Source organism: Candidatus Zixiibacteriota bacterium (assembly GCA_036480375.1).
Taxonomy (GTDB): Bacteria; Zixibacteria; MSB-5A5; order GN15; family JAAZOE01; genus JAZGGI01.
Genome location: JAZGGI010000007.1, coordinates 1 through 26381, shown reverse-complemented (window position 1 = coordinate 26381; position 26381 = coordinate 1). Strand labels below are relative to the sequence as shown.

The window sequence follows — 26381 nt, the reverse complement described above, 5'->3', positions numbered from 1 at the left end:
TTTCTTTTTTTAGTGCCGAAAATGTCTGATTCCCGTAAAAACCATGGCCACACCGTATTTATCAGCCGCGGCAATCACATCCGGATCGCCCTTGGAACCGCCGGGCTGAATAACGGCCGAAACCCCCGCCTCGGCGACAACTTCCAATCCATCCGGCATGGGGAAAAAGGCGTCGGAAGCGCAAGTGCCGCCTTTGGCTCGATCTCCGGCTCTCTTGACCGCCAGATGCGACGAATCGACCCTTGAGGTTTGTCCCATTCCGATTCCGACAGCGGCCTTGCCGTTGCAAATCAATACTGCGTTTGACTTTACGTATTTGATTAGCTTATAGCCGAAAGTCAGTGATTCCATCTGTTCATCGGTCGGTTTATTCTTAGTCGGGATAGTAATCTTATCCGGATCAACATCGAGATTATCAAATCCCTGAGTCAAAACCCCTCCCCGAACAAATTTGAATACCTTGTCGGGATTTGGCAATTTATCAAGAATTGACGGCAATGACAAAAGACGTCGGGCTTTTTTACGCCTCAATTTGGCCAATGCCTCATCAGTAAATCCGGGAGCTAAAATACACTCGACAAATGGGGTTTTGTGAAGCAGCATGGCCGTATCCATATCGACGATACGGTTAAGACCGATAATTGATCCAAAGGCGGATAATGGATCGGTTTCATAAGCCATTTGATAAGCTTCGGCCAGGGTTTCGGCCGATGCCGCCCCGCATGGATTGGCATGTTTGACAACAACCGCGAAAGGACCATTGTATTCCAATATCATATCAAGGGTCGCGTCAATATCGGCAATATTGTTATATGACAGTTCTTTTCCGGAATGCTGCTCAGCATCGGCAATTGTCACGCCGCTAAAGCCTTTCATGCGGTAAAATCCGGCTGATTGATGAGGATTTTCACCATAACGCAAATCCTGCACTTTGGTATATTCCAAATGAAACTCATCGTCGATGGATATTTGCTTTTCCTTTTTACCGGTCTCCGAGAAATACCCTGATATGGCCGTGTCATACCGGGAAGTTAAGGCAAACGCTTTACGGGCAAGATTTCGGCGGCTTTCTCCTGATAAAGCGCCTTCATTGGCTTGCATTTCCGAAATTAACTCCGAATAATCTTTCGGACTTGTAACTACCGCCACGGAATCAAAATTTTTGGCCGCCGCTCTTATCATCGTCGGGCCGCCGACATCTATATTTTCAATTTTATCGCTGTCGGTGGAGTTGGGATTAGCCAGTGTTTCCTCGAATGGATATAAATTAACGACTGCCAGATCTATCGGTTTATATTCCTGCTGCAACATTTCACTTTGATGTTCTTCGCTATCGCGTTTGTATAAGATGCCGGCATGTACTTTGGGATGCAAAGTCTTGACCCGACCGCCAAGAATTTCCGGAGCGCCGGTAAATGTCGCGATTGAGATAACATGCACTCCAGCTTCTTTCAAAGCCGCTAGGGTTCCTCCGGTTGAGATAATCTCTACGCCCATCTCACAAAGTCTCTCACCCAATTCTACCAAACCCGATTTATCTGAAACCGATATCAGAACTCTTTTTATTTTCATCATATCCTGCATTATCCAATAACCTCCGTGCCTGCGGTCTTTAACCGGTTAAACGGTCAACCACCTCTGTATAACGCGCCAACGCCCGATCGACTATTTCATCGGGCAATTTCGGGCCGGGCGGCGTCTTGTCCCAATCGAGCCCGTCAAGATAATCCCGGATAATCTGTTTGTCAAACGAAGGCTGAGATTTTCCCGGCTCGTATTCGTCGGCCGGCCAGAATCTCGATGAATCCGGAGTCAAAACTTCATCGATGACAATTAATTTATCGCCCACGAATCCAAATTCAAACTTGGTATCGGCTATTATAATCCCTTTTTTCCGCGCGAAATCAGCCGCTTTGGTATATATCGCCAGCGATTTGTCCCGGCATAGTTGAGCCGTCTCATTCCCGACAACATCAACCATTTTTTCATAAGAAATATTTTCATCATGTCCTGATTCGGCTTTGGTAGATGGCGTGAATATCGCCTCCGCTAATTTATCCGATTCCTTCATATCTGCCGGAAATTCAAAACCATGCACTGTCGTCGTCCCCGATTTAACGGCTTCTTTATACTCTTTCCACATCGAACCGGATATATAACCCCGAACAATACATTCAATGTCGATTCGATTGGCCCTGGTAACCAGCATCGAACGGCCCTCGAGGACATCTTTATACTGCTGCAAATCTTTGGGATATTCTTCGACTTTAGCAGAAATAAGATGATTATCGATTATGTCTTTCAGATAATCGAACCAGAACACCGATACACCGGTCAATACTTTTCCTCTCCCGGGAATGCCGTTGGGAAGAACAACGTCAAAAGCGGAAATGCGATCGGTGGCAATAATTAACAGCTTATCATCGAGGTCATATACATCGCGGACCTTTCCACGGGATAACAATGGGTATTCCTTAATATCGGTTGTTAAAACAGAGTCCATTTTTTTAAGATTCCTTCCTGTATTTTTCAACAAGAAATTTGATTACTTCGGGATATAGCTCATGCTCCACTTTCAGCACACGGGCGGCCAGCTCATCGGGAGTATCATCGGGCAAAACCGGTATTTTCCGTTCAGCCATTATCTGACCATGATCATAAATCTCATCGACATAATGTATCGTTACCGCCGTCTCCTTCTCGCCCGCTTCGATAACGGCTTTATGAACCCGGGAACCGAACATTCCCTTCCCGCCATATTTGGGCAAAGTTCCGGGATGAATATTGACTATTCTGCCGCGATATTTATCAATCACCGGAGGAGCGATCATTTTCAGATATCCGGCCAGAACGATAATATCGATACGATATTCATCAAGCAAATTCAAAAGAAATTCATCGGCCTCATTTCCATTTGAGAATTTTTTGCGTTTATAAACGACCGTATCTATACCCGCTTCCGAGGCGCGGACGAGACCGTAAGCCTTTTTCTTATTGGATAGAACCAAAACAACTTCGGCGTCGATATTGCCCGCCGAACAATTATCCATAATAGATTGCAAATTTGAGCCGCCCCCCGAAACGAAAACAGCCAGTCTCACTTTCTCATTCATTTGAGTTTATCCCTCAAAATTATCCTTATTTTTTTCGGGTCGCCCTGCCTCCGGTTTTTTTCATTACCAGACCCATAAAATAATCAAAAAGTTTGATTTTTCCATACTTATATTGATTTACTTTATCATTTTCTTGACCGAGAATGGAGTCAATAATACTTTCTAATTCCGAAGTTTCCGAAATTGGTTCAAGAGACTGGCTTACAATAACCTCATCTGATGATTTTCCGGAAGATGCCATTTCGGAAAATATCTCTTTAGCCAATAATCTGGATATTTCTCCGGATTCGATACGTTCCAAAAGTCCGGCTAACTTCGTCGAAGTGACATTGAAATCCAAAATACCGATTATTGCCTGATTTAAATGAGCAAAACTCCCATCCCGATGAATCAATTTTCCAGCGTCTTTCTCAAGATGAATTTGATTTATTGGTATTTCGAATCGTTTGCCATCCCAATCAAACGCGACCATTCCACCCCGCCCGATAGGATTGTTATTTTGTGCCTAAATCGAGGATCATGACTAATCGCTAATTAAAGGCGGCCCATAGCCATTCCCGCAACCCCGTTAATTCGACTGTCAAAAGAATTATAACGGCCATCAGAAATAATTTTATTGTTTTGGCCCCCGCTGTTTTGCGAAATTCGGTAGTATCGATACCCGCCTTATCAATTAACGTATAAGGCCCGTCGGCGGCGTATCCGACAAACTCGATAAACCAGAAAAACGGATTGAATAATTGAAAGAACGCCCGACTTTTCATGGTTTCATATTTTACTACGGTTGCTTCCAGGGCCTGCATAGGAGCATCGTCTTCCAGATTGAAATTTCGCACCAGTGATTCGCGAAAAATCGCCTTAATAATATTGATCTTATAGCGCTTAGATCCACGGGCGGGAGCGTCATGAGTCACGATTGTTCCCACTTTTGCCTCGCGCATCGAGTCAATCGTCATCGGAACCAGCGGCCGCATTTTTTTCAAAAGCATTTGAGCGGCCGGATTCTCAAATCGATTGGTGAAACTGATATAATCCAAATACAATTTTCTGAATTTTTTAATCGCCGCCAGCCTTTTATTAATCTCAAAATAATTCACCGGTTTTCCTCCACCCTGTCCAAAAATTGCTCCAGACGCATATTAAATCTGTTCGAATCCTCCATATTGACCATATGCCCCACCTCGGAGACGATATCCATCTCACTGTTTTCTATATTTTGGTGAAGTTTTTTGGCTAAGGGTAGGAAAAATTTATCTTTTTCACCTATAAAAATAAGAGTCGGAATTTTGATTTTTGATGATAAGACGACATCATCGCGGTCTTTATAAGTCCCTCTTTGGGGATCGGTCCATAAATTTCCGCAATGACCGTCCATCATTTCCGCCAGTTCATCGCGCAATTGCGGATTTTTTCGGGCATAATAAAAAAGAGCATTGCGTTTCCAGACCCGTTTTATATCGGCAATAGTCATGCTCTCCACCCGTTCCCGCATATCTTTGTATTTGGGCGGAGGTTGAAACCCAGCCGCGGCGGTATCGGCCAGGGTTAAGGACAACAACGACTCAGGATGGTCAATGGCATAACCCAGGGCAGTCGCCCCTCCCATCGAAAGTCCGACGATATGAAACGGAGCCAGCCTTAATTTTTCTACCAGGGCAGCCAAATCCCGTACGCGATCGGCACGGGAGTATCCCGATTCGGGGCAGCCTGATTTTCCATGACCGCGAGAATCATAGACAAGCGTCCGAAACCTTTTTGAAAAATACTCGACCTGCGTCCCCCACATCCGCCTGTCAAGAGTAAATCCATGAAGAAAAACAATCGTTGAACCCCGCCCCTTGGTTTCGTAATAGATTGAAACTTCCTGGGTATCAACGTGAGGCATTTTCTTCTCCCGCTAATTTTTCTTGATTTGACCACCGTCGCGATTTGACCGGCGGTCAGCGATTCATCTTGTTTGAACATTACGCCTGAAAATCATTTTTTATAGAAAAGGCAGATATTTTTTTATCTCATATTGCGAAACGCGAATATGGTGATCATCCCATTCAACCCGTTTGTTGGCCAAAAATCTCTCAAAAAGATCGTCGCCCATAGTTTCTCGAATCAAATCTGATTTTTCAGTAATGGCGATTGCTTCTTCCAGAGTAGCGGGCAGTCCTTTAATATTCAGCTTTTCCCGCTCGTTCGGAGTCATATGAAAAATATTTTGCTCTATCGGCTCTGGCAATTCATATTTTCCTTCAAGTCCTTTCATACCGGCCGCCAGAATTACTGCGAAAGACAAATAAGGGTTACAGGCCGGATCGGGAGAGCGAAGCTCGATTCGGGTCGACTTTTCTTTGCCCACGCGATACATCGGAACCCGCACCAATGAGGACCGATTGCGACGACCCCAGGAAATATAAACCGGCGCTTCATATCCAGCGACAAGTCGCTTATACGAGTTTACCCATTGATTGGTAATGAGCGTTATTTCGCTTATATGCTTAAGAATTCCGGCCAGAAAATGACGGGCCATATCGGACAGATGATATGGCTTATCGCCGTCAAAAAACAGGTTGCGGCCATTTTCAAAGATTGACATGTGGGTATGCATACCCGAACCGTTTTCACCAAAAAGGGGCTTGGGCATAAACGTGGCGTAATATCCGTTATCCTGTGCGATTTCCTTAACGATAAATTTATAAAGCTGAGCGAAATCCGCCATAACCAGGGCGTCCTGGTATTTCAGATCAATTTCCTGTTGCGAGGGGGCTACTTCATGATGCGAGCATTCTACCGGAATTCCAATACTCTCGAGAGCATTGACGGTTTTCTTCCGTAATGTTGTGCTGATATCGACTGTATTATAGTCAAAGTAACCGCCTTTATCGATGATTTCAGGCGCCTGGTCATTCTTGAAATAGAAATATTCAATCTCCGGTCCGGTATAGAAAGTCCAGTTTTTATCATCCAGCTTTTTCAACGCGCGCCTGAGGACATATCGGGGATCACCGCCGTAAGGCTGGCCATCGGGAGTTTGTATGTCGCAAAACATCATAGCGACGCGTTCCCCACCGATTAGCCAGGGGAAAATACGGAAAGACTTGACATCGGGAATTGCCATCAAATCCGATTCTTCAATGCGCACAAAACCTTCAATTGATGAACCGTCAAATCCCTGTCCGCCTTCCAAAGCCTCCGGAATCTCCGACCGGGTCAGAGCCATTCCCTTTATTCGCCCGAGAATATCAGTAAAACAGAGGCGAATATATTTCACACCGGCGGCGTCAATTCGATCAAGAACCTCTTCAATTGTCTTAACCATTTTTCAATCTCCCATAAAATTCACCAAACTAATATATTAGAAAAATCTACAACCAAAATCAAAATAAAAATTCAATGGGTACGATAAAAATATAAATACGAAGACTGAAGTAGTACTTATTGCAAATAATTAAGGATTCTGGGCAGTCGAACAAAAATTAGAATATTTTTAAACAGGAATTTTGATAAACTATCTTTCCGTCGAAAATAGTCGCCGCCACTAATGCCTGATATATTTTTGATTTGGGCATCGTAAAGATATTATCTTCAAGAATAACCAGGTCGGCCTGATAGCCCGGGGCTATTTTGCCGGAAAAACTCTCCCGGCCCGAAGCGTATGCTGGTCCGGCCGTAAACCCATGAACCGCATTTGAGACCGATATCGATTCTTCAGCATAAAAACTACCGCCCCGTTCGCCGCAACCGGTTCGATTGACGGCGGCGCTAATCCCGGCCAGAGGATCAAGCGGTTCAATGGGACAATCCGAACCGAAGGCCAACGGGATATTTTGATTCAGAAGAGTTTTGAATATATAGGCTCCCTGACCCCGTATACCCCAGTACTCGGCCACCAATTGCCGGTCCGAAGGACAATGGCTCGGCTGCATTGACGCGATTGCGCCGATTCTTTTCAAACGGCCAATATCCCCTTTTGAGATTAACTGAAGATGCTCGATTCTGTGGCGAAGATTTCTGTTCGATACCAATTCGAAAGCAGAAATAACATTTGATACCGCCCGGTCTCCGATGGCATGAACGGCGCAGGCGAGATTATTTCGGGCGGCTTTCCTAACCTGCTTTTTTAAATCTCCGAATTTAGTGACTTCCAAACCAATGTTATTTTTTGATCCTAAATAAGGCTTCTTCATTAGCGCTGTTTGCGATCCCAAAGCGCCGTCAACGAATATTTTAACGCCGCCGATTCTCAGCTTATCATCACCCATTTCACTATGTATTCCCTGTTCGATAAGTTCATCAAGCATTTTTACCGGGAAATAATAATGAATCCGGAAACTCAGTTTATTCTGGTTATTCAATTGCTCAAAATAATCATACCCTTCCGGGCCATCCATTGAATGAAATCCGGTCACTCCTCGGCTATAGGCAATTTTTGAAGCGGCTTTCCACGACCTTAAAATCTGTTCCGGAATGGCCCGATTCATCAACTTATAAACGGGAAAATACGCAGGTGTCTCACGCAAAATCCCCAGCGGCTCATTCGTCGCAGAGTCTCGATCGATTTTCCCACCCGGCGGATCAGGATAGTTTTTGTCAATTCCGGCCATTCTCAGAGCCCTGGAATTGACCCAGATAGTATGTTGATCTTTACTGAATAATCCGGCCGGATGATTACCGGTTACGGCATCAAGCTCCTTTGCGGTCGGCAAATAATATTCATCCCAACGGTCAGCCGACCAGCCATCGCCGATGATCCACTCGCCGGGCGGAGTTTTGGAGGCGTAAGATCTAATCTTCCCGAGAGCCTCATTGTATGATCTAATGCCGTCCAGATGAACCGAGTGAAAGGTTTTGGCCCAGAAGTAGAAATGCGTATGGCTGTCCACCATACCGGGGATAATAGCCCTTCCTCTTACATTTATTTTCTTATGCCGCGGATAATTTCTTTTTATCCGGGAAACGTCATAACCAATCTCGGAAATCACTTTACCCGTAATTACTAATACAGTCGGCCTTCGGGAAACTCGATACTGTGGATAAATTTGGGCGTTATATAGAATGGCGTTCATCGAAACTGGCTCCCTTGATGCGAAAATCCCCGTCGCGTTTGGTTATTTTGATTTGGTCTAAAAATTCCAAAAGAGGAAGAACATATTTGCGCGTGGTCTGGAAATGATTTCGAAATTCGGCCAATGTCAATTTCCCGTTTTCGTCAAATTTATTCTCCAAATACTCAAGAATTTCTTTCCACGAATCAGAACTTACGATAAATTCAGGAGCGACAATCCGGATTTTTCCCTCGTCCCGCAGGAAATTTATTGTCCGGCGACTATTTTCAAATTTCCTTTCGATTTCAGCTATCGTCAAATAACTATGCCCGGCGGTTTTAATTGCTCCCAATATTTTTTCCGATTGATCGCGCATCGCATCGTCCAGAGACGGCTTGAATCCCGGTAGATGATAAAATTGATTGACCCGTCCTGCTTTATTTTCATTCTCAAGATATTTAAGAAACAGGATAAACTGCGAGTCGAATACTTGTTTTGTCCTTCCAGCAATATTTTCCCCGGTCATACCTCTCAAATATGACTTTTTCTTGTGAAGATTACCCAGCAATATGCTGATTTTCTCAGTCAAATCATTTATTCTCGCGGCCAGACCGACATAATCGCCGTTTATTATAATCTTTCCTGATATTTCGAGTGTTTTAAGCGTTTCAAAAATTTGCCTATCGGAAAAAATGGAATAAAATAGAATGTCATTGGCGTTCATAAATAATTGTTTTTCGAGTTCGGTTAAAAGCAACGACTCAAGACTACCATCAATCCTTTTTGCCCAAACCGGCAGTAAAGAATTCAAGACTTTGCGGCGAGGCATATTCTCAAGAATATCAAGTATCTTCCCGCCGCCAATCGTTTTTTGAGGAGTCGGCAGACGCAAAATAAAATAATCACCGACAAAAGCACATATTGGGCTCAGTGATTTTATTACCGCTATTCCGGTTTCGCCTGGCTTAATTCCTGAATCAGAGACCGGTCTTAGGATAGCCTCCGCTTCCGTTGTGCCATAAATCAGAAGGACTTTTCTTCCCTCGCTTAGAACCAATGCCGAATCGGCGAGGTTTGAAATATCCGCCGTGAAAACCTCCGGTTTCTTCTTATATGGAAATCCGCAAATGACATCGCCTCTTTTAACCTTTTCTTTATCAGCCCCCGTAAGATTAATTGCTACTCTCGTTCCCGGTCCGACGTTATCGACCTGTTTCTCGTGAGATTGTAATGACCTGATTCGTATTTTATCACCGGAGGGGAAATGATAAACCTCGCTGTCGGCCGAAAATCCTCCTCCCCGGCTGGTTCCGGTTATGACAACACCGATGCCGGTCAGGATAAAAGACCTGTCGATAAACAGTCGCGGCTTTCCGATATCTTCCACGGCCTTGATTTGCATAGCCATCTCACCAACGGCATTTACGATTTCCGGAATGCCTTCGCCGGTCTCGGATGAACAGGGAATAATCGGAGCATTTTCGAGAAAGGAGCCTTTGATCTTTTCTTTGATATCCGACGATATCAACCCAACCCAATCAGATTCCACCAAATCAGTTTTAGTTAATGCGATTAAGCCATATTCGAGGTTGAGAAGTTTGAGGATATCAAAATGTTCCTGGGTTTGGGGCATCCAACCATCATCGGCGGCAATAACCAGAAGGGCGGCGTTTATTCCGCCCGCCCCGGCGACCATATTTCGTACAAATCGCTCATGACCGGGAACGTCAACAAGACCGATTTCTTCACCATTGGTAAGTTTCATCCAGGCAAACCCAAGGTCAATTGTCATACCCCGTTGTTTTTCCTCCGGCAGGCGATCGGGATCTATGCCGGTAATGGCCTCGATTAATGAGGATTTGCCATGATCAATATGTCCGGCCGTACCAAGAACAAACATCATCAATTTACCAGGTATGTTATGGCCGCGACAATATCACCGTCGTGTTTGGGAAATACCGTGCGCAAATCGATTAAGAATTCATCATTTTCAACCCGGCCGATTATGGGCGGTGAAAAATTTCTGAATGAAGCTGCAAATTTATTTGGATTGGATTTTGTTTTAATTGATATGACCAGCGAAGGGATAGACTGCTCCGGAGTGCTGCCCCCGCCGAGATAAGCTTTCGATGCCCGGAGAATTATATTTTTCTTTCCAGCGGCGGTCAAAATCGCTTCGCCCCGTTTCTTTAATTCCGCCGGAGTCGCGCTTATCATTTTCCAGATCGGGATTTCCTCAAACCGCTCGCCTTGTAAATACAAGGACAATATTTTGGCCATGACCGCGAACGATATTTTATCGCATCGAACAGTTCTGAATATGGGATTGCTCTTGATTTTTTTAACTAATTTATCTGACCCGACGATTAATCCTGCCTGAACCGCCCCAAAGAGCTTATCGCCCGAAAAACAGGTTAAATCGGCTCCGGCCTGAACCGATTCGGAAACGACCGGTTCATTTTTTATTTTGAATCCCGGTGGGAGAGACATCAAACCCGAACCGATATCATGGGTTAGCAGGATATCATGCTCTCGACACAGTCCGGCCAAATATTTCAATGATGTCTCCTCAACAAAACCGCTTTGGACAAAATTTGAGCGGTGCACTTTGAGAATCATTTTTGTTTTGGATGTTATCGCTTTTTTATAATCATTCAATGATGTCCGATTCGTCGTTCCTATTTCTATCAACTTAACTCCGGCCCGTGTCATAATTTCCGGAATCTTGAATCCTCCCCCGATTTGAACCAACTCACCCCGAGATATAATCACTTCTTTGCGATTGGCAAGGGTATTTAAGATCACAAATAATGCCGCGGCGTTATTGTTGACCATGGTGCCGCTTTCAGTCCCGCAAAGTGATGATAGCAGACTCTCGACCAGGATTCCTCGTTTGCCTCTCTTTCCCGTATAAATATCATATTCAAGATTGCTATAGCCGCAGGCCATCTCGACAGCGTCTTCAAGATGACGATGAGCCAGTGGAGCGCGCCCCAAATTGGTGTGTATAATTATGCCGGTGCCGTTTATGACCGGTTTCAGATTTTGATGTGCCAGCTTGTTTATCTCGGCGCAGATTGAGCCTGTTAGCTTTTCGATAGTAATCGATTTGTCACCGGCTCTGAACCTTTCTTTTTCATTCGCTACCGTTTCTTTGATTATTTTCAGAATTAAAGGCTTCGGAATAATGTTATCAAATCGTTTTATTTGGGGATACCCCGAGAGAATCTCCACTGAAGGAAAATCCCGTAAGCCTGAAAATAATTCGGATTTATTTTTAGTCATTGGTCGATTCCGTTATTTTTCGATGATAATCGAGAGTCAATATAATGTAATAGACAGCCAAGCGCTATTATGATTTTCATCTCCAACTGAAAATAATTCGCGGGATTATGTTAGAATCTCATCTCAACCCAGAAACCAAGTTCGCGTGTGTGCCTCTTCGTGCGGGTTATCGAATCGCTGCTATCCTGCCAGCGGGCCCTAAGACCTCCTTTCACCGTCGTCGAGAAACTGTATGACGCCTGCGGCGAAATCGCAAGATTTGTCTTATCCTCGGTAATATTGAATTTATAACCGCCCGTTTTGCGAGCGCTTTCAGATTTATTCTTCTTGTATGACACATCAATTGACAAAGACATTTGAGATTGGAATTTTATACGGCCAAAAATCGGTAATTTAATTCCGCGGGGGCTTTTGAATGAATAGGACGTTTTAAATGAAATACTTTGCTGACCGCGTTTGGTTATATCGGTTACATTGCCTAAAACGCCGTTAATCTTTTTTGTCGTGGTTGTGCTTTTCTCGATCCGGATTGACGATCGCATCGCTTTGAACATCACGAATGAAAATGAAAACAACGGTGAAAATGACTCTTTAATATTCTCATTATGAGGATGAGGTTCGTTTGTTCTTTGTTTTGTGGATTTGACTCGCGAATATTTACAGCTCGGTGATATCTTATTCAGGAGTTTCCCGATAATCCAGAGGCCTTTGACTGATCTGAAATTGAAATTTATATTCGGCCAGATTTGATTTATAGATATCGTCGGACTCGATAAAAATGTCTCGCGTTCATCTCGGCCATATTTAAGATCCGCGCTTATTCCTGAAAATAAACTAACCCCCGAATTGGCGCTAATTGATCGATTTAACGATTTGGATTGGCGAACGGTGCCGGTGTTAATTGAAATATGATCGACTCCGGGGCTCTCGGAAAGACCAAACCTGAATTTAAGATTTGCCTTTTGAGATAAGGATGGGTAGGCAAGGCTTCGTCCGGCACCAAATCTGAACGAAACAGGTTTTATCGCGTCGGTAATATACCTGATACCGGTGAGGGCTTTTCCGAAAATACTAAATACCGAACCACCCCCCTCATCCGCGGTTCGCCGAATACCTCTCGATCGCTTGTTGGTACCAAATAAAGCCCCATGCTTCAGAGATAGATTTAGATTGATATTTAATTTGTTCGAAACGCTGTGATATGGACCGGTATTTTGACTGCTTCGATAAGTATCCGCATAATTGGTTGAATAGTCTATTTTGTGGGTCAGGAAACTAAATATTTTCGGCTGATAGTTGACCTTGAAATCCTGTCGATAGCTCTGCTCGACCCCCAGCTTAAATTCCTTGGGATTAAGAGTAATATTTATCGTTTTGGGATCAATTAAATCACGATTGGTACTGAAATTATAATTTCCGGCCAGATTGTCGAAGACCTTGAAACCCATTCTCATACTGCCTTTAAAATCCCTGCGAATCGTTGTCGGATTGGCGCCGGTTTGATTCAAAGATTGAGAGAATTTACTGCTCATCGATCCGTTCAATTCAAATTGAGTCGGATATAGATAGAGATTAGTCCCGGAAATTCCGAACGGAACCTTAAAGGATTTCATCCAGAATAACGGTTGTATTTTGGGGACCTTTTTAACCGAAAGCGAGAATGAGGCGTTGGCCGAGTAGTTTTCCCGGAAAAAATGCGGCTGATTAGCCGAATGGCCATTTGAAACATTATAACGGAATTTCGTCTTTAAACGATTAAGGAAAGCGGCGAAAAGAATGTTCTTCGTCTTCTTATTAAATGATTGAGAAACGGTAAATCCTTTATTAATGGTGACAGCCGTCTCGATTTTCTTCAATTCATCGGGAACCGTGATATCGGTTCCTGATCTCAGAAGCGGTTCCTGAACCGCCTGAGACCAGTTAAAGTTTATCGGTAATTTTAATTCCAGAGAACGAGGGAAGAATTTTTCTATTCGGAGTGAACCGGAAAACGCATAATTTTTCCTGGTTGTTCCTGAACCCAGATTATTCGCCGCACCGCCTTTAGTAGCCGATGAAACTCCGCGATAATAGGCGTCACGATTGGAATAATTGAAATTATAGGTCATTAGATCAGATAAATTTCCACTAAGACTGATACTGGCCGCCATTCCGACATCATCACGCACATCCGTTAAGCGCAGTTCGTCAATCCAGACCTCACCGGTCGCGGCTTCGGTTGTATCCAGATTGACCACGCCCATGGCGAAGTATTGGATATTGGTTAAAGACGGTTCACGCAAAGAACGGCGAACCTTCACATAATATTTCCCCGTCTCATCGGTTCGAGCAAGCGATGAATCTAAGCCATTTTTATAATCATCAATTATTTTTGCTTTCAGACCAGTGATCCTATCAAAATCAATATCGACATGATTATCATTATGCCAGCCCGGATTGAGTACGGTGCGATATTCATAATACGAATCCTTCTCGTTTCCTACCCGGAAGAAGAACATGACCGAATCTTCATCGGTCTGATCGCCGCCGTGAACAAAAGCCTTGAGGTGCCCGTAACCCATGAAATTACTGGCCCGGAAAAATTTCCGTACCGCCAGCCCCGTATCGGCGGCCAGGACAAAACCCGAATCGGGAGAATGCACCATGACTCTCGCGTTCAGATTGGAATATGACAATAATAAAGATTGTTCGGCCTCAACAACGTCGCGCGTTTGGTCAAAGAAACCTTCCACTCCGGGCGGAGAAGTATATCGCTCATCGACTTCATCATTAATCACAGCCACATCGAAACTCACCGGCCCGCTTCTGATGGAATCGGCGATAAATAGAGAATCACCCCAGGTTGTCGAGACTAAATCAATATCCGCAACCCGGACAACATACGGATTTTCCAAATTTTGCGCCGGCGCGCTGTCAAACCATATTCGCGCGAATTGAATCTGTTCCCAGACCGGTTCGCCGATAATTGTGTCTATTGCGGCGGGATCCCGGAGCGGAATACGAATTGTCCGCCAGTTATATTCATTACGCGTTCCAATAACTTCAAACTGCGTTGTATCCGACAAATCTATTCTATATGAGAAATAACCGTTTACCTTTTCAAAACCATCGTTATCGACATCCTCGGTATCGGGAATATAGCCCCCGTCCGGATCTACATTCGGTTCGGTGCCGTCGCCTTCGGTACCGTTAATCCGCCAGATATCATCAATATTAAAATTATCCTCAGCCGGGTCGGTGATCCCGTTATCCGGATCATAGCCTAGCTCAAGCGAATCCGGAATACCGTCTATACCGACATCCTCGCCTTCATCAAGAACCTTAAAACCATCTCTATCTTCGGTTGTCATTATTCCGTCACCGTTGATATCTTCGGTAATACGCCCCAGATCGATATGCATAATCCCGACATCACCATTTATTCGCATTTCAAGGAGTTGAGCGTGGGCAAGCTGTAACACGGCACCCTCCGGAATGTTTCGCATAAATCCATTCCAGGTTACCTCGGGTTCGACGGCTAAAGTATCGATTGCGGTTGTATCCCCAGCGTTTTGTCGAATATAATAATCGACCGGCTTGTATTGAATTTCGAGGATATTAGTACCTGCTTGCTCTCCAGTACCAATATCTCTTTGAGGATAAATCTCATTGATGGAAATCTGCTCAATTGGATTATGCCACGCGATCTTACCGCGTACGTTAAGAGAATCATCTATAAACGCCGGCGTCGATGCATTTCGCCAGGCACCCCGAAATATGCTAAGTGAAAAATTATCGCGACTCCCTTCAAAGTCATCAATATATACTTGCCCATCGACATTTGGATTTGGGCGTGATTGCGCCAATTCCGCCGATATTTGCATTTTGGAAGGCGATTCCGACGAATAAAAAGGAAGCGCATTCAAAAGCTTTGTAAATACCTGGTTCTCAAATCGGTACCTTAAATCGGCGTCCCATACGAGCGTTTTCGACGTTTCTTCGCCAACCCTTGGTTTACGATTCGTGGATTTATCCGATTTGTATAAAACCGTCGCCCCCGCCCTAAAATCATTGCTGGGGGCGTACTCGAGGCGCGTTCCAAATAAAGATTTCTTGGCCAATGAAAAGAAAGGAGCCTTTTCAAACATAATCGACAAATTCGAATTAATATCAGTGTACTTTTCGTCAAGTAACGTTAACCGTCCAAAATCGGTGTCAATACGATAATCTTTTCCCCGGGTGAGTCTTTGGCCGTTCCATGTAACAACTTCTGAACCCTCAATAATATTCGTGGCATTTAGAGCGATTTCCGATTGCCCGCGTCCTTTGGTAGCGACCGCCAAATAATAGCCCGATGATTGTTGCTGAATGCTCGTCTGGGGATTGACATATATCTCCGGAATCGAATCCTGTAAGGCGACATATTGCTCGGGAATTTCTCCGCTTGATATATAGACTAATGAATCCCCGACAGTATCGAGCGCAAATCGAGAATTAAAGGGATGCCTCGTGGGAAAGAACAATAAGCCAAGAATTTCATCGACATGCACGACCCGATCGAGCTCGCCGTCCGGCGCTCCGTTTCCAAAGTTATCACCGCCGTCAAGACCCAGAATCTGCAAATACGGGATACCATCCTGATTTTCGAGATCGTCCGGATCGACCGCCCGTCCGACCGGAGTACCTCGGAATATATTGATATCGAGTTCATTGAGCTCTAAATTGGTCCCACCAAGAAAATAAACGTTTTTCCATTCATATTCCCAGACATGATGATTGGCTTTTGTAATACTAACCGGCTTAATCAATTTCAACCTGAGCGTGTCGCTAATGCTTCCAATTGTGTCAACCTGGCCGGTGGCAACCCGGTAAATTTCCAGATAGACCGCCATCAAATCTCTGGAATTCAAAGCGCGACGCATGAAATGGATATAATGTTCGGTCGGATGCATGAAATAATCGATATCTTCCATCACTTCGAAATAACCTTCTTTGCGGTATTCAACTCCTGAAATATCGTCAGATGCCGTGTCTTGCGGATCGATATAGCAAATACCGAATTGGCGCGAATATCTTTCAGCATCATCATTAGTATTGTCATCAAGATATACGATTATTTTGGTGATGGAATCCCTGGGCGCGAAATCATATTTGTCAGGCTCGGGTAACTTATCCGAAAAGGCTCGTATCAGAGGCTTACGGCCCAAATCAAATATCGTATTTTTCCGGTACCCAATGTCCTTTATTATGTTTGTTGCCGACGCTGATCCCCCGGCCGAAATTTCAATTGACTCAGTTGTTCCCTTTTCCTGGGAAACGATCGCGGTGACTGATAAATCGGCCAGTTTAGCGGTAGCCTTAATTCCAAACAAGCCCTGAACCCTGGTTGAATAAGCGAGAAACTTGGTCGAGGGTAAATTCAAGGTCGTATTTCCCGCTTCAATTGTCTGCAAAATGTCATCGTCATTACCGCGGTATCGAAGAATCAGTCTATTCGCCAGAGGGATATCGTTACGAGAATCCTGACTGACCTTGACGCTGATTTTCGAACCGATTGTTCCCTCAATATCGAAGCGATAGATTTGTTCCATCTGCAGGGTAGGAAATTTCGATTGCCGATTAAAAGCCGTTTTAGGTTTATCCGTCCAGGTCGAACGCCCCATAAATGAGATTTTTCGATACCCTGATACTCTGAGGCTGGCGCCGCCTTCGCCAAAAATCGATTCAAATGCCCGAGAAGGGATGGGAATACTTATCTGGAATAATCCACCCGCCTTATTACGCTGGGCCTTCGCCAACGATCCCCGAGTTGTCTCATAGTTCAACAAGTTCAAATTCGATTCAAGACGCCGTGTCAGAAAGGAGTCATATCCGGAAGTGACCGGAGTCAGTTTACTGTTATCTCGCAGTAACTTGGTATAAGTGACGGAAAAATCTGACGGATCATATACAAACTCATATTGCTTTCCAAAACGCAAATTCACCAGGGATACATTTTCCTCGGGAGTAATAGTCGCGATTAATCGTTTCCGAAAATCAGGCGGCCTGCCGTCGGGGAAAGGAGTAAACATATTTGTCGGATACTTTAAGGACCCTTGGAATTGAGGAGGCGCAGCCTGCGCTATCACACACACACACAGAACCCCCAAAATAATGGGGATAATACGAATTATAAATTTGTCGAGCCTTATAATCATTAAACGAAAAAATTAAGGCGTTAAGTTTACATAATTATCAAGTCGCTATAAATACCTCCTTTATTAAAAATCTCCGAGACAAATAACTTCTTCTCGCAAATCAATATCAAATTTTTTCTTTACTTCTCGTTTCAATTTATCGGCCAAATGTCTGATATCTTTTGACGTCGCATTTCCCCTATTGATAATAATGTTGGCATGCTTTTCAAAAACTCCGGCGCCTCCATAAGTCATCTCTTTAGCCCCGATTTCATCAAGAAGTTTTCCCGCCGGCAATTTTCCGTGAGGCTGCGCCGCATCCTCGACATTCTTGAAGAAGCAACCGGCGCTGCAGGCGTCCGATGGATGTTTCCGCAATCGATCGCCACGAATTTCCTCTATCCTGACTTTGATTTCATCCTTATTTCCCGGTACAAGTCCAAAGGTTGCAAAGATTATCAAATCATTAGTTTCCTTCAATCGGGAATGCCGATAGGCGAATCCCAGATTTTCCCGGTTGACCATTTTTACAAAACCGTCCTCAGTCAAAATTTCCGCGGACTTTAATATCTTTCCGACGTTACTGCCATAGGCTCCGGCATTTCCATAAACAGCACCGCCAATCGTTCCCCAGATTCCTGCGGCAAATTCAAATCCTGTCAATGAACATTCGGCCGAAAAATCTACAATCTCATCGAGCATCTCTCCGGCTCCGGCGATTATATCATTGCCTTGTACCTCAATACGCCGGATGCAGTTCCGAATTATTAATCCACGATAGCCGGAATCACTGACCAACAGGTTACTGCCCTGACCGATTACAAAATATGGAATCGATAACTTTCTCGCGAGTACAATAGCCCGTGACAGGCTGTCAGTATCCGAAGCATCTATAAAAAGATCCGCTTGTCCTCCTGTCCCAAACGTGGTGTACGCGGACATTAACTCGTTTTCCCTGACCGATCGTCCAAAGCCTTCAATAAAACGTGTATATTTATCCGATCGGTTCATATCAACATCTTGCCCCTTAAAATATACTTATAGGATAAAAAAAAACAAGCCGTTTCGACATATTTAAGCGATTGTTTTCTAATAGTTTACTTATCTTCCGGCGAGTCGGTTCCGGAATTTTCATCATTTTCTTCAGACGCTTTTTCGGTTGATGAAATATCATCTTCTGCCTTAGGTTCTTTTTTGTCTTTTTCCAACTCATCAATATAATTCATCTGAAGATTATATACCGTTGAATCGATAATTTTTTGCTCTTCTTCCAGCAAATTTCCCTTGGTTTTTTCCTGAAGCATATTCAAAAGATCAATCGATACTTTAGCCTGGATCAAGTCCCGTTCGATTTTTCCAGATACCGGCGAGATCGTCTTTCCCATTTGATACCAGGCGGCCGACTGCAGTGAAATAATCAGTTGCAGAAAAAGAGGATTAATTGTTTTGGTCTCATCAGTCATATAATACTCCCAATTACTTAATTAAGCGACATCCACTAAATCCGGATTCATATTAGAAAAAATCGCGGCATGGTTCAATAAAAATCGTATTTCATTTTCTTTATCGCGGCGATGACGGAACAAGACTTCCGCCCATTTGCGAGCCGAGACAAGCAGTTCCTGATCCAATACCAGGTTGGCGACTCGAAACTCAGGCAAACCATGTTGTCGAGTGCCAAAAAATTCGCCCGGACCTCGCAGTTCCAAATCAGCCTCGGCAATCTTAAAACCGTCCGTAGTTGACGTAAAATACTCCAGACGCTTCCGCCCGATATCCGACATCGGTTTATACGCTACCGCAACGGTCAATCCCTGCCGTTCGCCCCGACCAACCCGGCCCCTCATCTGATGAAGCTGCGACAACCCAAACCGCTCAGCGTGCTGAATCACCAAAATATTGGCGTTGGGAATATCAAGACCTACTTCAATAACGGTTGTGGCTGCCAAAATATCGAGCTTCCCGTCATGAAAATCGTCTATCGTTTTATCCCGCTTATCCGCTTTGACCCGCCCGTGGACCAGTCCGATCTTTCTATGCGGCAAAAGTTCGACAAGTTCCTGATACCCTTCTTCGGCCGCCTGCAAATCCATCTTTTCCGATTTCTCAACCAACGGATATATAACAAAAGCCTGGTTGCCCTTATTCAATTCCGAATCGATATATTTGTAAATCTCACCGATTTTCGAGGCGAATCGCCACACCGTTTGGACCGGTTTTCTTCCCGGAGGTAAATCAGGAATGGTGGATACATCTAAATCTCCATACAGCGTCATCGCCAGCGTCCGCGGGATTGGCGTCGCGGTCATCACCAGACGATCCGGCATGTCCCCCTTCTCGGCCAGTTTGCTCCTCTGCATGACGCCGAAACGATGCTGTTCATCAATGACAACCAGACTCAAATTGGAAAAAGTTACCGTTTTGCTGATAATGGCATGGGTTCCGAATATAATGTCTATCTCGCCCGATTCCAATGCGCTGTTAATTTCTTTTTTTTCTTTTCCTTTGATCGATCCGATTAGTAAACGTGATTTAATTCCGCATCTATCCAGAATATCTTTCCAGCCCGAATAATGCTGCGACGCCAGTATCTCAGTCGGAGCCATCACCGCCGCCTGACCGCCGTTTTCAACCGCCAGGACCGCCGCCAGTATCGCCACGACGGTTTTGCCCGAACCGACATCACCCTGCAGCAAACGATTCATCGACTTTTTCGAAGTCATATCGTTTACGATATCATCAACACTACTCTTCTGTCCCGGCGTTAGCTGAAACGGCAAACCGTCTAATATCTGAGTAAATAATTTGCCCGGCCGGGTGCACGGTTTGGCTTTCTCTTTTTCTTTATACTTGGCTTTGCGGTTATAAATCAGATATTGCAAAAACAACAACTCATCAAAAGCCAATCGTTGCCTCGCCTCCCGAGCGGATTTTGCATCCTCAGGATAATGGATATTGACAATCGCTTCGGGAAGATATTTTAATTTCTCATTTTTAATGATTTCATCCGGTAAATATTCTTCAATATTTTCCTCAAGCGAATCCAGCGCGGTTTTAATCAGTTTGCGAATCGTCCGGGATGTCAAACCGACTTTGTTCAACTCCGCCGTGCCATGATAAATCGGAACGATTCGGCCGGTATGAATCTGTTCATCGCCTTCCCCACCGATAAACTCATACTCGGGATGGAGCATCTGATAATTCTGAAAATAAGTCACCGTCCCGGTTACAGCCAGCAAATCGCCCTTTTTGAATTGCTTCTCCAGATATCTATATCCGGCAAACCACATTAGCGATAAATGCCCGGTCTCGTCGCCGATAATAACTTCCAGCCTTGTTTTTCCGCCTTTGAGGAGCCCTTTGCCGAGGACTTTTCCGATAACCGTCTTATAATCGTTTTCCTGCAGGGAAGCGATGGTATCGACTTCGGAGCGGTCAATATATTTTCGAGGAAAATAATAGAGCAATTTCCCGACGGTATCGATGCCATGCGCTTTGAGAACTTCTCCCCTCTTGGGACCGACTCCTTTGAGAAATTGAATATCGGTTGTAAATTCCAACTTCGCCACGAGGACAAACTAATCTCGGATTTCCCTTAAGTCAATCATTAACGAGAACTTTGAGAGACCTTAGTAAAGAATGCGTCACGGTTAATTAATCTATGCCCAAATACTTCAGCGATTGTTATTTATCATAGATATCGAATCAAAACCATTTTAGTTGTATATGCATTATTTTACTTGACATACTTATAATAAGTATTTATTATTTATTGGAATCACACTATAAACATCACCGAAAAACAATCCAAAATTGAACCGGGAGGTAACAATGAAATCAATATGCCTTCTCGCCTTTTGTATGACTGCGCCGCTTTTTTTTGCGGTACTAATAAGTTGCGATAAAACTGACACCGCCGGTCCGGATTTGTCGCAGCGAATTCGGCCAAATGACATATCAGACCTTTCTGATCGCCAGCCAATATTTGATCCGGGTAATCAAACAATCCTTTCAGATTCGACTAATTTACGCTGGGGGATTTCCTGCGATTCGGGCGACTGGCTGGCAAAAGAATGGTTCACCATCAATTTTAATTGCGACTGGAAAATCCCCTACTGGGCGGCCTATTATTTGAATGATTCAATGCTGTCTCTTGATACCACTCGTTCAGCCAATAACAAAATTGATCAGGATATTAGCAGTGATTGTCAGGCCCGGGATTACGATTATTCATATAATCCTTACGATAAAGGGCATGTCGCTCCGGCCGCTGCATTTAGATATTGCTCGCTGGCCTACGCTTCAACTTATTATTGGACCAACATAAGCCCCCAGCATGAAAAAATAAATCAGTACAAATGGAAGGCGCTGGAAGTGTCAATCAGAAATCGTATCATGTCTATTGGCAATGGATGGATTATCACCGGACATTTTTTTGATACTCCCAATCAGCAGCCGGATACTTTTCTCAATAATCGGGTGGCTATTCCAACCCATCTTTATAAAGCAGTTCTTTTTATGAATGATGACAGCGTCTTTTCAATGGCGGCTTATCTAATACCCAACGCTTCAGATACCCTGCCATACACATTTGAAGAATATTGCCTGTGTGTTGATCAGCTTGAGCTAATTACTGGTTATGATTTTTTCCCTCTGCTGGAAGACGGATTGGAAAATTATTTGGAGGGTGGAAACATTACATCTGTGGGGCCTTGATCAATAGCCTTGCCATCTCGGGAAGATTCTTGGCTGTTTTTGAATGCAATTACGCATTAAGAACTATGGGAAACGTCCAATAATTATAGTCTTTGACCCATAAAATTCCCGAAAAAAACTGGCCCGGTCCGGACTCGCCCGCCAATCCTATCTATTATCATTACAATAAGATACGAGGCTTTTTACACCTCTACCCCAATATATTCCGGGACGGCATGGAATCTGTACATATTTCTTGTGAAAATGAGGAATAGGTTTATGTCTAAGATGATAAAAAATGAAAAAGGCGTGAGTTTACTCGAAGTCATGATCGCGATTTTAATCCTGGCTTTTGGAGTGTTGGGTTTGGCGCCCATGTTTATAATTTCCGTTAAGGGAAACGTAATTGCTCGTGATAATTCGTTTGTCTCCAATCTCATCAAGGAAAAAATCGAGCTTTATGAGGGGATGGACCCGTTGCCGGCCCTTCCGTTTAATGACGCCGATTTGGTTGTCTGGGAAAGAGGCGAGGTCGGCCAAACTGAAATGGGCCGCGATACTGTTTGCACCGGTTATTCATCGGGCGATCCAGGAGTATTCACGCGAACCATCGTGATGGAAGACAACGCCACCGACTCTCTTATCCCTGCCGGATTGGTCCAGATAACCGTAGCCGTATCGTGGCTGGATCATCAGAATCTGAATAGATCATCGTCATCGAGTACATATATATTCCAATAGATGAGGTTTGAAGGAAATGAAGAAAATAAAGAATTCCAAAGGAAGCACGGTCATTGAAATTATGATAGCCTTGTTGATAACCGGTATCGTCTCGGCCGCCGCTTTCCAATTTTATGTCAAGATGCACGGCCAGACAATGACTCAGGAACAGATTTCGGATATGCAACAAAATAGCCGAGCCAGCCTTCAGGAAATAGTCAAGGCTCTGCGTACCGCCGGATACAAAGTAGGCGCGCATGATTCTTATGCCATAGTGGGCGACAGCCTCTATGTCTTCACCAGCATTACCCAACCGGTGGATACGATTATTTATTTTCTGCAACCTTACTCCATCCTTGAATACCCGGCTATCGCGAGTTTACCCGAAGAATTACATCCCAAAAAGCTGATGAAGCAGGTTAATGGTGGATCTCCCGAGATATTTTCGGACTTCATCAATGATATCGATTTTACGGCTGTAACCGCCAATACTATAGAAGTAGTTGTCAAAGTTCAGGCCGAAAGCCCTGATTTGGATTATGAGGATAATGAAGGTTATCGAGTCTATACTGCGGCCGAACGAGTTTTGATTCGTAATATGACGCTGTAATGAAAGAGGATTAGTCATGATAAATTTAATTCGAAATAATCGCGGCGGAGCCCTGTTTATATCGCTCAGTCTCCTGGCTATGCTGACTATCATCGGTCTGTTGGCGGTGCAAACTTCCAATACCGACATAGAATTGTCGGGTTATCAGGTCGAATCCGATAAATCATTCTATATTGCTGACGCCGGAGCAAAACGAGCGGTCTTGGAAGTTGTCAGCGACTACACCTGGCGAACCGGATTTGCCGATGTCGCCCTTGCCAATGGAGCCTACACTGTGATAGTTGAGGACAGCGCCGCCGATTCAACTTTGGCCGATACAATTCTAATAACCGCCAGCGGGACTTTCAGAGATGGTGTCACCAATATCGAAGTGGTCATGACGCCGGTAATTGTCAATCCATTTAGTAAAGCCATGTTTGGCGACAGTTGGATTGATTTGGATCGTGAAACATGTACTGATTCGTACAATTCGGATTCCGGCACATACGCCGGGACCGTTTTGGACACGTTGGCCGATATTGGTTCTAACGGCACTATCAGTTCCAGTAAATCAGTTACTTTTGGCGGAGGGATTCAGGTCGCGACCGAAGGCGGAATTTCTCTCGGGCCATTTAATACCATCAACGGTGACACCACCTCAACCGCCGACTCGGTCTCACTGGATATTATTCCCGCTTCAGAATACACTTGGGCGGAATCAGTCAGTAAAGCCATGACTGGAATATCCGGAAGTAATTTTAATTATGATAACGGCACCAAAGATTTAATTCTTGGATCTACAGGCGATGTTGTCCTTCAGAGCGGCGTCTATTTCTTCAACGATCTAACTTTGGGATCTGATTCGCGAATTTCCCTCGCCGCCGGAGCTCAAATAACTATTTATGTTACTGGCACTGTACACTTCGCTCAAAACTCTGTCTTTAACGAAAACGGCAAACCGTCTGACGCAATGATTTATTCCAGCGGCCCGACAATGCAATTCGACCAGGGCAATATTTTCTACGGCGCGTTTTACGGGCCCAATGCTCATGTCCAGTATGACCAGACTACTGAGGTTTACGGCTCATTAATAGGTGGTTCTATTCGACTGGATAGAGGCGCCTGCTTCCATTATGACCGCAATCTGGCAAACATAACCAGGCGTTTAGTCGATAAATACGAGTCCTTCGCCTGGCGGGAATTGTAAAATTCGGAGATTTAGAATTAGTTCCAATATACACAATACCCGGGGGGGCAGTATGGATGATGATATGAGACACAAAGTATTAAATGAGAGAGGTGGAGCATTACTAATATCTCTTAGTTTGGTGGCAATGCTGACACTCCTTGGCATCTTGGCAGTAGAAACATCAAATACCGGCATCGAATTATCCGGTTATCAAGTCCAGTCCGATAAATCATTCTATATCGCCAACGCCGGAGCCAATCGAGCAATTATGAAATTGACCAATGACGCTACATGGCGCGCCGGATTTAACGATGAACCCTGGACTAACGGCGTTTATACAGTAGCCATCACAGACAGTTTAACCGACACGACCTTAGCCGATACAGTCATTTTAACGGCTACTGGAACATATGAACACGGCTTGTCGACGATTGAAGTGACCTTGGTGCCCGCTATATTCAATCCATTCTTGCACGCCATGTTCGGAAGGAATAGTGTTGACATTCGTAATAATATGACTATCGATTCATATAATTCGGACTCGGGTACTTATGAAGCTACTCAAGAAAACCTTGGAGGAGACCTGGGATCGAATGGAAATATCATAGTCAAGAATGGTGCAACCGTGGGAGGTGATGTTTCTACTTCTTTGACCGGAGGACTCACTATTCACAATCGGAGTGATGTTTTGGGTGATACAACCGATGCCGCGCCTGTTTATGATGTTCCCGATACGCCTCAATCAACATTCAATGCTATGGAAGCAAGTAATGACAACTCTTCCGGCTTGTCCGGAAGTTATACATATAACCCGTTGAATCATACTTTTCAAACTACGGGAAACGTAACCTTTGGTGACGGTGTGTATTATTTTAGCGATTTTACATTGAAAAATTCCGCATCGGTCACTATAGCGCCGGGAGCCAATGTTGAAATATATATTACCGGGGCCGTCGAAATTAAAAATTCCGGTACAATAAATGCCAGCGGTAATCCCAGCGAACTTAAAATGTTTATCCAGAATGATTTTGTCTTAAAAAACAGCGCCGAAATGAGTGCGGTCATCTATGCCCCAAGCGCTCAGATAGACCTCCGCAACTCTGCGGATTATTATGGAGCGGTTGTAGGCAACGATGTCCTTTGCCATAACAGCGCAACTTTTCATTATGACCAAAGTCTCGCCGATTTAACATTCGGAGGTGGAGCAACCATGCAACCCGTTGCCTGGCGCGTACCATAAAATAACCTATTATAAAAAATTCCAGGGCGGGCCCACCCAGACCCGCCTTTTTTTATATTTTCATATCATTCACCTTACAAACTCAAACTACATTCAAAAAACTTGAATTTATCCTCTTAATTTGATATACCGCGCGACAGCCAAAAAGGGATGACATCCCCGACAACCTCGGGTTGTCGTCGAGAGCAATTCTCTCGTCATTGCGAGGAGCAAAGCGACGTGGCAATCTATAGTAGCGACTGTCTTTAATGTCAAGCTAATTTAGGGTTCCACCTTTCTTTTTTTGCGAGCATCGTGTTAAGAATGGTTATCATTTTCCTCATCACTGCAACCAAGGCGGTCATTTTGCTTTTTCCTTG

Annotated in this window: 19 protein-coding genes and 1 pseudogene; 5 read left to right on the top strand and 15 right to left on the bottom strand. The window is 44.3% G+C overall.

Annotation, left to right across the window (positions count from 1 at the left end; all coding sequences use genetic code 11):
* Positions 1-9 precede the first annotated feature (9 nt).
* The 14 genes and pseudogenes from purH to recG all read right to left on the bottom strand — a co-directional run bounded on the left by purH (position 10) and on the right by recG (position 21158).
* A complete protein-coding gene (gene purH / locus V3V99_01490) occupies positions 10-1584 on the bottom strand; it encodes a bifunctional phosphoribosylaminoimidazolecarboxamide formyltransferase/IMP cyclohydrolase (GenBank protein MEE9441324.1) in 1575 nt (524 codons plus the stop codon).
* Between the two features lie 28 nt (positions 1585-1612).
* Positions 1613-2503, bottom strand: a complete 891-nt coding sequence (locus tag V3V99_01485) for a phosphoribosylaminoimidazolesuccinocarboxamide synthase (protein MEE9441323.1) — start codon at positions 2501-2503, stop codon at positions 1613-1615.
* A gap of 4 nt (positions 2504-2507) precedes the next feature.
* Positions 2508-3113, bottom strand: coding sequence for a phosphoribosylglycinamide formyltransferase (purN, locus tag V3V99_01480; GenBank protein ID MEE9441322.1), 606 nt, complete (start codon positions 3111-3113; stop codon positions 2508-2510).
* Positions 3114-3138: 25 nt separating this feature from the next.
* Positions 3139-3603 (bottom strand): annotated as a pseudogene (locus V3V99_01475) (hypothetical protein).
* 40 nt (positions 3604-3643) lie between these two features.
* The gene (locus tag V3V99_01470) at positions 3644-4210 is read right to left on the bottom strand and encodes a hypothetical protein (GenBank protein MEE9441321.1); all 567 of its coding nucleotides are present in this window, start codon (positions 4208-4210) and stop codon (positions 3644-3646) included.
* The gene (locus tag V3V99_01465; GenBank protein MEE9441320.1) at positions 4207-4998 is read right to left on the bottom strand and encodes an alpha/beta hydrolase; all 792 of its coding nucleotides are present in this window, start codon (positions 4996-4998) and stop codon (positions 4207-4209) included. The genes V3V99_01470 and V3V99_01465 overlap by 4 nt, the downstream gene beginning before the upstream one ends.
* A gap of 99 nt (positions 4999-5097) precedes the next feature.
* A complete protein-coding gene (locus tag V3V99_01460; protein MEE9441319.1) occupies positions 5098-6423 on the bottom strand; it encodes a glutamine synthetase family protein in 1326 nt (441 codons plus the stop codon).
* Between the two features lie 157 nt (positions 6424-6580).
* Positions 6581-8170, bottom strand: coding sequence for an amidohydrolase (locus V3V99_01455; protein ID MEE9441318.1), 1590 nt, complete (start codon positions 8168-8170; stop codon positions 6581-6583).
* Positions 8151-10052, bottom strand: a complete 1902-nt coding sequence (gene selB / locus V3V99_01450; protein MEE9441317.1) for a selenocysteine-specific translation elongation factor — start codon at positions 10050-10052, stop codon at positions 8151-8153. Before selB ends, V3V99_01455 begins: the two co-directional genes overlap by 20 nt.
* The gene (gene selA, locus V3V99_01445; protein ID MEE9441316.1) at positions 10052-11434 is read right to left on the bottom strand and encodes an L-seryl-tRNA(Sec) selenium transferase; all 1383 of its coding nucleotides are present in this window, start codon (positions 11432-11434) and stop codon (positions 10052-10054) included. The genes selB and selA overlap by 1 nt, the downstream gene beginning before the upstream one ends.
* A gap of 110 nt (positions 11435-11544) precedes the next feature.
* Positions 11545-17484, bottom strand: a complete 5940-nt coding sequence (sprA, locus tag V3V99_01440; GenBank protein MEE9441315.1) for a cell surface protein SprA — start codon at positions 17482-17484, stop codon at positions 11545-11547.
* A gap of 189 nt (positions 17485-17673) precedes the next feature.
* Entirely contained in the window at positions 17674-18600 is a 927-nt protein-coding gene (murB, locus tag V3V99_01435) for a UDP-N-acetylmuramate dehydrogenase (protein ID MEE9441314.1), read from the bottom strand.
* Positions 18601-18686: 86 nt separating this feature from the next.
* A complete protein-coding gene (locus V3V99_01430) occupies positions 18687-19052 on the bottom strand; it encodes a DUF1844 domain-containing protein (protein ID MEE9441313.1) in 366 nt (121 codons plus the stop codon).
* 21 nt (positions 19053-19073) lie between these two features.
* Complete coding sequence (gene recG / locus V3V99_01425; protein MEE9441312.1) at positions 19074-21158, bottom strand: ATP-dependent DNA helicase RecG; 2085 nt, start codon at positions 21156-21158, stop codon at positions 19074-19076.
* 262 nt (positions 21159-21420) lie between these two features.
* Between recG and V3V99_01420 the strand changes: the two genes are divergently transcribed.
* The 5 genes from V3V99_01420 to V3V99_01400 all read left to right on the top strand — a co-directional run bounded on the left by V3V99_01420 (position 21421) and on the right by V3V99_01400 (position 26022).
* Positions 21421-22305: a DNA/RNA non-specific endonuclease gene (locus tag V3V99_01420; protein ID MEE9441311.1), complete on the top strand. Its 885-nt coding sequence runs from the start codon at positions 21421-21423 to the stop codon at positions 22303-22305.
* Between the two features lie 258 nt (positions 22306-22563).
* A complete protein-coding gene (locus V3V99_01415; protein MEE9441310.1) occupies positions 22564-23025 on the top strand; it encodes a prepilin-type N-terminal cleavage/methylation domain-containing protein in 462 nt (153 codons plus the stop codon).
* A 16-nt stretch (positions 23026-23041) separates the two neighbouring features.
* Complete coding sequence (locus V3V99_01410) at positions 23042-23614, top strand: prepilin-type N-terminal cleavage/methylation domain-containing protein (protein ID MEE9441309.1); 573 nt, start codon at positions 23042-23044, stop codon at positions 23612-23614.
* Between the two features lie 16 nt (positions 23615-23630).
* The gene (locus V3V99_01405) at positions 23631-24800 is read left to right on the top strand and encodes a pilus assembly PilX N-terminal domain-containing protein (protein ID MEE9441308.1); all 1170 of its coding nucleotides are present in this window, start codon (positions 23631-23633) and stop codon (positions 24798-24800) included.
* A gap of 52 nt (positions 24801-24852) precedes the next feature.
* The gene (locus V3V99_01400) at positions 24853-26022 is read left to right on the top strand and encodes a hypothetical protein (protein MEE9441307.1); all 1170 of its coding nucleotides are present in this window, start codon (positions 24853-24855) and stop codon (positions 26020-26022) included.
* 251 nt (positions 26023-26273) lie between these two features.
* On the opposite strand, the gene V3V99_01395 is transcribed toward V3V99_01400, so the two are convergent.
* Positions 26274-26381 (bottom strand): IS110 family transposase (locus V3V99_01395; protein MEE9441306.1); only part of this gene is annotated, 108 nt, incomplete at its 5' end.

Bases quoted from the DNA above. Each gene is read 5' to 3' on its own strand.
- purH (MEE9441324.1), bottom strand. From the start codon at position 1,584: ATGCAGGATATGATGAAAATAAAAAGAGTTCTGATATCGGTTTCAGAT.
- V3V99_01485 (MEE9441323.1), bottom strand. From the start codon at position 2,503: ATGGACTCTGTTTTAACAACCGATATTAAGGAATACCCATTGTTATCC.
- purN (MEE9441322.1), bottom strand. From the start codon at position 3,113: ATGAATGAGAAAGTGAGACTGGCTGTTTTCGTTTCGGGGGGCGGCTCA.
- V3V99_01465 (MEE9441320.1), bottom strand. From the start codon at position 4,998: ATGCCTCACGTTGATACCCAGGAAGTTTCAATCTATTACGAAACCAAG.
- V3V99_01460 (MEE9441319.1), bottom strand. From the start codon at position 6,423: ATGGTTAAGACAATTGAAGAGGTTCTTGATCGAATTGACGCCGCCGGT.
- V3V99_01455 (MEE9441318.1), bottom strand. From the start codon at position 8,170: ATGAACGCCATTCTATATAACGCCCAAATTTATCCACAGTATCGAGTT.
- selB (MEE9441317.1), bottom strand. From the start codon at position 10,052: ATGATGTTTGTTCTTGGTACGGCCGGACATATTGATCATGGCAAATCC.
- selA (MEE9441316.1), bottom strand. From the start codon at position 11,434: ATGACTAAAAATAAATCCGAATTATTTTCAGGCTTACGGGATTTTCCT.
- sprA (MEE9441315.1), bottom strand. From the start codon at position 17,484: ATGTTTACTCCTTTCCCCGACGGCAGGCCGCCTGATTTTCGGAAACGA.
- murB (MEE9441314.1), bottom strand. From the start codon at position 18,600: ATGAACCGATCGGATAAATATACACGTTTTATTGAAGGCTTTGGACGA.
- V3V99_01430 (MEE9441313.1), bottom strand. From the start codon at position 19,052: ATGACTGATGAGACCAAAACAATTAATCCTCTTTTTCTGCAACTGATT.
- V3V99_01420 (MEE9441311.1), top strand. From the start codon at position 21,421: ATGAAATCAATATGCCTTCTCGCCTTTTGTATGACTGCGCCGCTTTTT.
- V3V99_01415 (MEE9441310.1), top strand. From the start codon at position 22,564: ATGTCTAAGATGATAAAAAATGAAAAAGGCGTGAGTTTACTCGAAGTC.
- V3V99_01410 (MEE9441309.1), top strand. From the start codon at position 23,042: ATGAAGAAAATAAAGAATTCCAAAGGAAGCACGGTCATTGAAATTATG.
- V3V99_01405 (MEE9441308.1), top strand. From the start codon at position 23,631: ATGATAAATTTAATTCGAAATAATCGCGGCGGAGCCCTGTTTATATCG.
- V3V99_01400 (MEE9441307.1), top strand. From the start codon at position 24,853: ATGGATGATGATATGAGACACAAAGTATTAAATGAGAGAGGTGGAGCA.